Genomic DNA, 9,678 nt, shown 5'->3' with positions numbered 1-9,678 from the left:
TGCTTTTATCCTAACTTTCGGATAACAGCAGAGAGTCTTTATTGAAGCGTCGGAAAACTGCACATCGCTTCATCAAATCCGACCTTAATAATGAATCTGCTTGTGCTTCTGTCAAATCAGCAGTAAGTTGTTCTCCCGGAAGCAACCGGTGACCGTAACCGATGTAAGGTGCATTCCGAGCCGTATGCCAGCCCTCATATCTTTTAACGATTTCAACGGCGCTATCAAACAACGTTTTTTCTTTTTCATCAGGATAGGACACTATCAGATTATCCGCCCGGAGCATAAAACTGAATATAAAGAATGGCAGAATACCCAACAAGAGCTTTTTCATAATCTAAACTTTCTTTTCGGTTGCACTTTCCTTTACTTCATCCTCATTCCCTGTATCCTTGTTATTGAAATCAAAACTGAGCCGCCGGATATCTTTCCAGTTATTTTCAAAATACAAATCAATGGTCTGTGCCTCATCCGCACTCTTGGATGTATAATACAGCCTGAATTTCTTTTCATTCAACAGATAGCGGTCATTGGGCTTGAGTACAGTGCCATCTTCCATTTTCAACAAGCCGTCTCCGGACGGCTGAAAATAACGCAAGGTATAAACTGTTCCGTTAAAGTCACCGTCCGACAAGATTTCCAGACGGATTTCCACCGTCTCGCCATTCTTAATCTTATCCGCCACCGGCATGGCTTCTACCGTGAACGGGTAGTCCTGCAGAATATCCAGGTTGCTGTCACAAGAACCAAGACAAAAAAAGGCGGCTGCCATGCAACAGGTAATCATCATAAAATAAAGTATCTTTCTCATGTTCATATGGATTTAGTCGTTATAAAATGTATTTGATGCCCAAAGCATACTGGGTGTGAAAATGTTTGGCGGCACTACCCCAAATAATACGTTCACGTAGCCGTAACAACAGGACCACCTTATCCGACAGGTAAGTTTCCGCTTCCAATGTCACTGATCCGCCATAAATGAATGATTCATATTTTCTAAGGGCCGCACCGTCAGACAGCAGTTTTTTTCCGCCGTTGACCGCTTCATACCCCATCATGCCGGAAACGCCGACATTCAGAAAAACAATTTTCTTCGGATCGGAAAAGAAATTATAGAAGTAACCTCCCTCCGCCGTGTACTGTCCCAAAGGAATACGACTACTGCGATAGGGATAGTATCGCTGCATGATTTCAGCACCGAATACCCATTTGTTTTCACCTTTGGCATACGTGGAAACGGCAATACCGAAAGCAAAACCCGCATCACCACGGTTCGCCTTGCTGTAAAAACCGTCCACCATTTCCGCTGTAAACTGCACACCTTTCATGCCCGGCAGGCAGCGTTGCGCCTTTGCCTGCCCTGCAAAGAGGGCAAGCATGGCTGTAAACAGCATTACAAACTTCATGCGTGCTTTCATCTGACTTTCAACTCATTAATAGTTTCCGCACGTACAAGGTCCTCATTGTCCACATCAAAGGTCTGGTGGCGTCCGCCTTGTTTCTCGTACATCTCCACGATCAGTTTCTTGTCCTCCGGTATCGTGAACTTGGGCAGGGCGTACACCGTACATTCGGAATCCTTGCCGTCCACACGGGTCACATAGCTGTAGGCACGTAGCGGATAAATCACCTGTTCCTGCATGGCAGTGCGCTTTACCACCTTTTTATCCACAACCTTGAAAGTCACAAAATCGACATCGAAAGGCACGTTCGTCTCATTTTTTACCTGCGTATGAAAATACAGCAGGTCATTATGAGCGTAAAGCCCTTTGAGCAGGAACTGCACCCCGAAGCGTTTGCAACCGATGTGCTTGATACGACGTTTGTCCTGCTTGTGTACGGACTTCATAATCAGATGTACCAGACGCGGGGATTCATTGCCCAGTTCTTGCAAATAGATTTCCATGGCATTATTCGGACGGTTGACCGTTTCCCCGTCATGGATGAAGTCGCACATCTCCACATTAAGCAGCAGCGGTTCGTCCGCGTACTTGACATTGAATGTGTAGAAGTTTCCATCTTCTGTGATGACACTCATATTCGTTTCATCACGGAAATGCTTCTTGGTAGCTTTCACGCGGATTACATTTTCAGCGGCATCCGCCTTGCCGGCAATCAGGTTGGTGGAACCCAAGTCCACGTACTTGATGGGAGAAGGGAAAATAATATGCACCGTCTTGTCGTAAGTGATTTCCAGACCATGCGGGGGAATCATTTGGCTAAAACCGATCTTGCGGCTCAAACCTTCAAAATAATCTCCGCTACTCTGCTGCGCATGGGCAGCCACTACGCCCGTTAAAAGGGCAAAAAACATCATCAGAATCTTCTTCATGTCCGATTGTTGAATGATTGGTTAATAATTGGGTTTCTATTCATTGCTCAGGTGAATGCAGCAACAGCCTGTGTCCGGCTTTGAGCGTAATCTTTACTGTCCGCATCTTCTTGGATATATACCCCGATACACCCTGTATCACACCTTTTCCCAAGTCTGAAGCGATCTGCGCCCCGGCATCCGTAGAAATATTGATGCTGCTGTTCATCGAGGTTCCCATATTGGCCGCTATCTCACGCACCGCATCATACTCCATCGAGTTGGGTATAAGGATGCCCTGTTGTCCGTCCGCGTCATATACTTCAAGTTCCACCGGAATGACCGAACCTTTGTATTCCACGGCATTGATGACAATATCGAGACGTTCTCCCTGTATACGGGTACCTCCAACCAGCACAGTGCCTTTGGGGATAAAACGGTCATCGACTACCATCGGTTCCAACAGCCTGAGACGGAGTGCCTGCCCGTCCGATACGGTCTGTGTACCATGTACGCAGGCAGGAATGGTGTTCCTGTCCGAAGTGAGTGTCTTGCCTACGGGAGTGTTGAATCCCATGTTCCTGCCACCCGTAAAACCGGAAATAAACTCCTCATCGCTCATTGGCTGTGCCAGGGAGGACACCACCTGCTGCCGTACCTGCTTCACCGGTTTTGCCGCAGTCCGTTTCCTCTCGTCTTTCACGGGTGAAACCGTAGCCGTCTGCTTGCCGTTATATCTGGCGGCAAGCTCGTAGGATTTCTCCATCAGGGCCATTTTCTCTTCCATCGTGTTCTCCTCAGGCTCTTTTTGTGTCTTCTGCTCCCGTTCCAGCTCTTCAATACGCCTTAGCAGTTCCCTCTTTTCCGGATCATCTGTCCGGGTGTAGAAGTTGTCAAGCGTATGATTCATGTTTCGATATGCATTCGCGGAAGAACGCACCGTGTTATGGGAACTGCCGACTCTCTTTTCTGCCGGTTCTTCTGGCAGTTCTACCATTCTGTCCGGCAGATGTACCGTATCATTCTTGGCTTTACCGAACAGTGAGGCCATCTCCTGAAACGTACCCTTGCGCTGTTTTTCTTTTCTGGCCAGCTCTTCCCGTTCGTATGCGGTCATCTTGTTCCCCTCCATCTGTTGCTGCAGGGGGGACGGTATTTCCGTATTGAATCCTTTGCCTTTTTCCTCTTCCGCCCTGTCCTTTTCCGACGGGGAGAAAATCAGCCAGATACAGGCTGCGAAGATCAGGAAGAATACGGGATAGATGATATACCGTGCGCGTCTGCGCTTCTCTTCCGGTGTCAGCGGCTTATCAGGAGACAAGCCTAACCGTGTCTTGATTTTCTGGATATCCATAATCGTAATAGTCCTTAAAGTGATTGTTCTCGTTTCTCTTAACGCCGTCAAGCATCTGCCGGGGTGAACGTATATGCTCTATCTCCGGACTTCCGTCCGGCTTCCCGAACCCGGTGAGTGAAGAGGCGATCATATAAAGGCAGCTTGCCATGAAAAGCACGAATGCCGTAGCTACGACAGCCACCCGTTGTCTCTCTGTCAGTTTGCGGCAGTACCAGCGCATCAGGCTGTCCGCCCGTTTCAAATAGTTGTTTCTTCTTTTCATCGTTCCACGCTCCTTAAATCCTTGTTCTCAAGAATAGTGAAATTCTCGATGATGAACCCGTTCGGATTATCGTCAGAACGGACCGCATTCTGGAGCTGGCAGTCCGTCACCAGGCTACGCTCCGTGACATTGCTTTCGCGGATAATCATCTGCCGGGCATACGTCCTTGCCTTGTAGGGATAGCCGGTGAAATCACAGATTACGCTGTCCACTTGCAGCACCTGGTTGATATTGCCCGATATAAGCCGGTTGTAATATCCCTTTTCGGCAAAGTCCACATAGTAATGGTAGGCGCTCTTGTCGGCCAGCAGCAAGGCACGGTTGATATTATGCTCGATGGCGTCTTTCTGCGGAGAAAGGCTGAAGAAGAGTTCGTGGAATCTCCTTACATGCTCCCTCGCCTCTGCCGGACGGTTCTGTGAAAGGTCCTGCGAAAGGGCGAGCATCAGCGACTTGCCACCGTCCAGCACATAGATCTTCTCCCGCTGCTTTTCGGCAAAGCTGTAGGAACTCCACAACGCGTAGCCGGTGACTAAGGTACAGCAGCAGACAAAGGCTATCAGCATCAGGCGGATGCGTTTGAAGCTGCTTTCAATATTGGTTAATGACTTGAATTCCATAAATGACTTGTTTTTGAATGGTTATTTTCCACGGATGCGTCCTCCGATATTTCCAAGCACCGCTCCGCCTACGCCGGCTGCGAAACTTCCGGCTTTTGTTGCCGTACGGTTCAGGTTGCGGGAATAGTTTCCGGCTCCTCCGGCCTGCACGATCCAGCCGGCAACCGTTGGCACGGTAAAATATCCGATGATGCCGATGAGCATAAAAATTATGTATACGCTATTTGAATTCTCCAGCGAATAATCGGGGTTTCCCTGCAACTCGGCGATGTCGCTCTGAAGCATCAATACCTGTATCTTGGCAAGCATGCTACTGAACAGGTCACTGACCGGAAGCCATAGATAGACGGATATGTATCTCGTAAACCACTGGCTGAGCGTGGACTGGAAGCCGTCCCATACGGAGATGGCGAAAGCTATCGGACCAAGCACCGAAAGGACTACCAGAAAGAAGGTTCTTACCGTGTCTATCAGCAGGGACGCCGCGGCAAAGAGCAGCTCAAGCAGGCTGCGGAAGGCATCACGGATGCTCTTTTCCATATTGTACATACCCACTTCCATATACATGCCCAGACGGGTGGCGGCATCCCCCGGTGACCAGCCGAGCTCGTCCAGCTGCCGGTCAAACTCCTCGTCACTGACCAGATAGGCGGTTTCAGGATTGCGCATCATGGCTTCTTTCTCCAGTTTCTCTTTCTGCTCCCGGTATTGCTGCATATCCAGCGTCTGCCCTTCCAGCATCTTGTGCGTCCCCTGCACGATGGGGCTGAGAATACTGTTCATGGTTCCCAGCACCAGTGTCGGAAACAGGAGAATGCAGATGCCAAGGGCAAAAGGACGCAGCAAAGGATATACATCTATCGGTTCGGCACGTGCCATCGACTGCCAGACACGGACAGCTACATAGAAAAGGGCACCCAGCCCGGCGATGCCTTTGGCGACATCCAGCATATCTTCGCAAAGCGGCATCATCTGTTCATACAGACTCTCCAGAATCGTATGGAGGTTCGCAAAATCTATTGACAACAGTACCATAGGCTACCAGTATTTAGCGTTTTCATCCCCGTAAAGCCGCATCACACGGTCCAAGTCATTCTTTTTCTTGGCACGCAGGTAGCTCACGGCGATGTTCTTGTTCGTATAGTAGCTGACAAGGTTCCGGTAGCGGCGCATATTGCGGTAGCATTCATCCACCACGTCCATGCGGTCCTTGTCCGTCATACTCAGCGTGCTGACATTGATGACCTGTTTGAGGTCCTGCAACACTCCGTTGCTCTCCTCCAGAAGTTCGGTGTAGCCGTAAGCGATGGCGTCCAGTTCCTTTGCCGAAAAGTTCTCATCGTTCATCATCCTGCCGAAGTTGGTGACATAGATATCTGACACGTCACCTACCATCAGGATGATTTCACGGACCTTGCGGGCATCCTTCACCAGATTGTTCACGGACTTGAGCGCATCGTAGTACTTTTTAGCCTGCTGGTAAATTTTGACCGTCTCGGAAAAACTCTGTGCGGTACTGGTTGCAGTCTTGGAAGTATGCGTAATATTGTCCGACATATTGATGATACTCTGGGCGAGATTGCCGGGGTCGGTAACCACCCATTGGGCGCTTGCCCGGGTGATGCCCAGTGCAAGGGCCATGCAGATTAGGATTGTCTTTTTCTTCATATGCTTTTGTTTTAGTGAATCCGCCGGCGGAATTAATTCTTTCCGTACCGCTATTGAATCAGTCCGGCACAGATTGCCCGCTGAATCGAAGTTGTCTTGTCGCTGACTTGTGGCTGTCTTGTCGGCGACTCGAGGTCCTCTTGTCGGCGACTCGGGAAAGCCTTGCCGGAGATACGAAAAGACCGGATTGCATTCGTTTCATTTCCGTACGGTCGTGAAGTCATTCCGCCAGGTTTTTAGTGTTCATTTTCTTTTCGCACGTAATCCCCGTTCGGTGAAAAGGTAAGCACGTCCGCCGCTTCATTGTAGGATACGTCAATGCGGTATCCGGTATTGATGAAGAGATTGCCGTTTTCTTCCACCAGCAGGTACGTCTGTGGTTTCAGACGGCGCATCTTTCCGCTGCGTGAAAAGACCGTCACCTTGTAGGATTCGCCCTCCTTGTAAATCAGCACGTCAGGCTTGCCCTCTACGCTGCTCCACGAACCGCACAGTTTATCGCGGTCCGTTCTTCCGTTCATATCCGCACATCCCTGTAGCACCAGTGAGGCTACGCCTATCAGGCAGAGTGCCAGTTTCAATAGTTGTCTGTTTCTCATCCGTTGTTTTCATTTAGGTGTTGATACTTGTTTTTGTTCTTCCCGTTTCTTTTCAGCCAGCCGCCGGATGGCAAGTTCAAGATTGCCGCCAAGTTCTTCCGACATCTTCCGGACTTCCAGTTTCTCTGATTCTTCTGTCGTGAACGTGTAGTACTCTTCTTCGCTTACTTCCGTAGCATACACCGCCGAATGGGTGCCGCCCAGACCGATCCATACTTCACGGTAGAAGCGTCCCGGATGGTTCGCCTGGTTAATAGAAAGGATTTGTCCCTTTTCTTTCTCCGTGAGTCCCAGAAGCTTCTGGATATGCTCGAACTTGTTCATATACTTGCGCTGGTCAAGCAGTATCTTGCAGTCCGAATTGTTGATGATGGCTTCCTTTACAATAGGCGAACTGATAATGTCGTCCACTTCCTGCGTAACCACCACTGCCTCACCGAAATATTTCCGGACGGTCTTAAAAAGATACTTTATGTATTCACTCATATTGGCGGACATAAGGGCTTTCCAGCACTCTTCAATCAAGATCATCTTGCGGATGCCCTGGAGCTTTCTCATTTTGGAAATGAAGGTTTCCATGATAATCAGCGTCACCACCGGAAGAAGTACCTTATTTGAACTGATATTATCCAGTTCGAAGACAATGAACCGTTTATGGGTCAGGTCAAGCTCCTTGTCAGAATTCAGCAGGAAATCATAGTCACCGCCTTTGTAGAACGGCTCCAGTACATTCAAGAATCCGTCAATGTCGAAATCCTTTTCGCGTACTTTCTTTTCCTCGATCATCCGGCGGTAGTCATCACGGACGAATTCATAGAAACCGTTGAAGTCGGGCTTGATTGTTTCGTCTTCCATAATCTTCCGGATATAGGCGTTTACCGCACCGGAAAGCGCCACCTCCTCCGAACGTTTCGGGGCTTCATCCTCACGTTTCCAGAGAGTCAGAATGAGTGTTTTGATACTCTCACGTTTCTCCACGTCAAGCTGTCTATTGTCAGTATAAAAAGGATTGAAAGCAATCGGGTTGTTTTCTTCATACGTAATGTAAATCCCATCCTCCCCGTGTGTCCTGTCATGGATCATGCGACACAATCCCTGATAGCTGTTACCCGTATCCACCAGCAGGATATGCGTGCCTTGTTCATAATACTGCCGCACAAGGTGGTTGGTAAAGAACGACTTTCCGCTGCCCGAAGGACCCAGTATAAACTTGTTACGGTTCGTGATGATGCCCCGCTTCATAGGCAAATCGGATATGTCCACATGAATAGGAATACCGTTCTGCCGGTCAGCCATGCGGATACCAAATGGGCTGGGCGAGCTACGGTAGTTGGTTTCAGCAGTAAAGAAACAGACCGCTTGTTCCAAGAACGTGTAGAATGATTCTTCCGCCGGGAAATCACCGGCATTGCCGGGAATACCCGCCCAATAGAGCACCGGAGTATCCACTGTGTTGTAACGGGGCGTACATTCCATCATGGCAAGCTGGCTGCCCGTATCGTTCTTTATCCTTCTGAATTCCTCTGCATCTTCCGCCCATGCCATCACGTTACAGTGGCAGCGCACGGGCAATACGCCTTTGGTGTGTGCCTCGTCCAGATACATCTCCGTCCATTCCTGATTGACGGCATTGCTACGGCTGTACTTCGAGAGCGAGAGCATATTGCGGGAGGTCTTTTCCATCGACTGGAGAATTTCCTGCGCGTCGTCAATGAATATAAACTGGTGATAAATGTGGTTGCACGAGAGCAGCAGGCCTACCGGAGCGGCAAACGAAAGGCGGCAGTCACTGCGGTCGGTAGACATACGCTCATAACGCATATCAGTGGACACTTTACCCGGCAGGTCTGCCGTATCCGAAAGGGTGTGCAGGCAGAGCCGCTTATCACCGACGCGCATCCTGCCCGGTTTGAGGCAGATGTCCTGAAGGACGGCTGTCTTGTTTTCAAGGGACAGTGAAAAGCATTTCTCCACCAGCCCAGGGCCCTCTTTCGTACCGGTGATCTCGTCCGCTTCCAGACGGCGAAGGCTAACAAGCCCCGAATCATTCATGATGCGTTCAAACTGCTCCACCGCTTCCATAAATCTGGCTGCCATATCCTTGTCGGTTATTTCTTTAGACAAAAGGAAGCCACGGCAGAGCGTGTTAAAGTCGCTCCTTTGCCGGCTGCGTTCACGGGTGGTCTTCGTCAAGTACAGGTAACATTTATGGTTCAGGTACGGACGCTCGTTGAAATGGCGTTCATAGCTTTTAGAGAGGAAACTCTGTTCTTCCGTTTTAAAGCCGGGGGAATAGTTTTCTTTCGTGAACCAGTCCTGCTTGCAGACAACCGAATAATTGGGCAGTACCTTTATTGCCTTTATCCACGAGGAATGGATGGCCTCGTATTCGTCTGCCGTCACGGTGTAGAGTTCGGGGAGTTCCACCTCGAAAACCACTGTCAGGTCTGCATCCTTACTCACTACGCAACCATTCTCCACGGCCAGCAGGGGAAACTTGCGTTCCAGTGTTTCCGCTTTCAATACGTTTTTCATGATTCTTTTCTTTTTTTGGTCAGTAATCGGAATAATCTCTTGCGGTGGATCAGATAGCGCGGATGGCGTTTTTCCGCCAGCAGCTTCATCAGCCCATGTTCACCGTATCGGGCATTCAGACGGAAAGTAACCCAGACGAGCAGGGAACCGGATATGACTCCGAAAGGAATGCATATCCATTGGTCAACGCCTGCCACATACAGGATGATTACCGCAAGAAGCACGGCAACAAGTCCGCCGGCGAAGATGAACAGATACTGTGACTTCAAGCCTTTGAACTCTATCGGATTTCCCGCACCTTTGTTAATCTGGTATTCCATGACCGG

General features: G+C 49.4%; 13 protein-coding genes. All 13 read right to left on the bottom strand.

The window, feature by feature from the left end; translation table 11 throughout:
* Positions 1 to 10: 10 nt before the first annotated feature.
* Genes BN161_RS23530 through BN161_RS23475 form a run of 13 tightly spaced genes read right to left on the bottom strand, consistent with a single transcriptional unit; the run spans position 11 to position 9,672 of the window.
* Complete coding sequence (locus tag BN161_RS23530) at positions 11 to 334, bottom strand: lysozyme family protein (RefSeq protein WP_052356409.1); 324 nt, start codon at positions 332 to 334, stop codon at positions 11 to 13.
* Between the two features lie 3 nt (positions 335 to 337).
* Positions 338 to 811, bottom strand: a complete 474-nt coding sequence (locus BN161_RS23525; RefSeq protein ID WP_044270876.1) for a DUF3872 domain-containing protein — start codon at positions 809 to 811, stop codon at positions 338 to 340.
* A gap of 19 nt (positions 812 to 830) precedes the next feature.
* Positions 831 to 1,418 (bottom strand): conjugal transfer protein TraO, encoded by a 588-nt coding sequence (locus BN161_RS23520; RefSeq protein ID WP_044270873.1) that lies wholly within the window; start codon positions 1,416 to 1,418, stop codon positions 831 to 833.
* Positions 1,415 to 2,332, bottom strand: coding sequence for a conjugative transposon protein TraN (gene traN / locus BN161_RS23515; RefSeq protein ID WP_044270871.1), 918 nt, complete (start codon positions 2,330 to 2,332; stop codon positions 1,415 to 1,417). Before traN ends, BN161_RS23520 begins: the two co-directional genes overlap by 4 nt.
* 40 nt (positions 2,333 to 2,372) lie before the next feature.
* On the bottom strand, positions 2,373 to 3,665 hold the full coding sequence (gene traM / locus BN161_RS23510) for a conjugative transposon protein TraM (protein ID WP_044270869.1): 1,293 nt from the start codon (positions 3,663 to 3,665) through the stop codon (positions 2,373 to 2,375).
* Entirely contained in the window at positions 3,622 to 3,930 is a 309-nt protein-coding gene (locus tag BN161_RS23505) for a TraL conjugative transposon family protein (RefSeq protein ID WP_044270867.1), read from the bottom strand. The genes traM and BN161_RS23505 overlap by 44 nt, the downstream gene beginning before the upstream one ends.
* Positions 3,927 to 4,550, bottom strand: a complete 624-nt coding sequence (gene traK, locus BN161_RS23500; RefSeq protein WP_044270865.1) for a conjugative transposon protein TraK — start codon at positions 4,548 to 4,550, stop codon at positions 3,927 to 3,929. The genes BN161_RS23505 and traK overlap by 4 nt, the downstream gene beginning before the upstream one ends.
* A gap of 21 nt (positions 4,551 to 4,571) precedes the next feature.
* Positions 4,572 to 5,585, bottom strand: a complete 1,014-nt coding sequence (gene traJ / locus BN161_RS23495) for a conjugative transposon protein TraJ (protein ID WP_044270863.1) — start codon at positions 5,583 to 5,585, stop codon at positions 4,572 to 4,574.
* A 3-nt stretch (positions 5,586 to 5,588) separates the two neighbouring features.
* Positions 5,589 to 6,218: a DUF4141 domain-containing protein gene (locus tag BN161_RS23490; RefSeq protein ID WP_081743780.1), complete on the bottom strand. Its 630-nt coding sequence runs from the start codon at positions 6,216 to 6,218 to the stop codon at positions 5,589 to 5,591.
* A gap of 50 nt (positions 6,219 to 6,268) precedes the next feature.
* Complete coding sequence (locus tag BN161_RS29990) at positions 6,269 to 6,442, bottom strand: hypothetical protein (RefSeq protein WP_167332573.1); 174 nt, start codon at positions 6,440 to 6,442, stop codon at positions 6,269 to 6,271.
* Positions 6,443 to 6,454: 12 nt separating this feature from the next.
* Complete coding sequence (locus tag BN161_RS23485) at positions 6,455 to 6,817, bottom strand: DUF3876 domain-containing protein (RefSeq protein ID WP_044270861.1); 363 nt, start codon at positions 6,815 to 6,817, stop codon at positions 6,455 to 6,457.
* A 9-nt stretch (positions 6,818 to 6,826) separates the two neighbouring features.
* Positions 6,827 to 9,352: a TraG family conjugative transposon ATPase gene (locus tag BN161_RS23480; protein WP_044270858.1), complete on the bottom strand. Its 2,526-nt coding sequence runs from the start codon at positions 9,350 to 9,352 to the stop codon at positions 6,827 to 6,829.
* Positions 9,349 to 9,672 (bottom strand): DUF4133 domain-containing protein, encoded by a 324-nt coding sequence (locus tag BN161_RS23475; RefSeq protein WP_044270856.1) that lies wholly within the window; start codon positions 9,670 to 9,672, stop codon positions 9,349 to 9,351. The genes BN161_RS23480 and BN161_RS23475 overlap by 4 nt, the downstream gene beginning before the upstream one ends.
* Positions 9,673 to 9,678: the final 6 nt, after the last annotated feature.

The organism is Bacteroides timonensis (assembly GCF_000513195.1).
Classification (GTDB): Bacteria; Bacteroidota; Bacteroidia; order Bacteroidales; family Bacteroidaceae; genus Bacteroides; species Bacteroides timonensis.
This window is presented reverse-complemented; position numbering and strand designations above follow the sequence as displayed.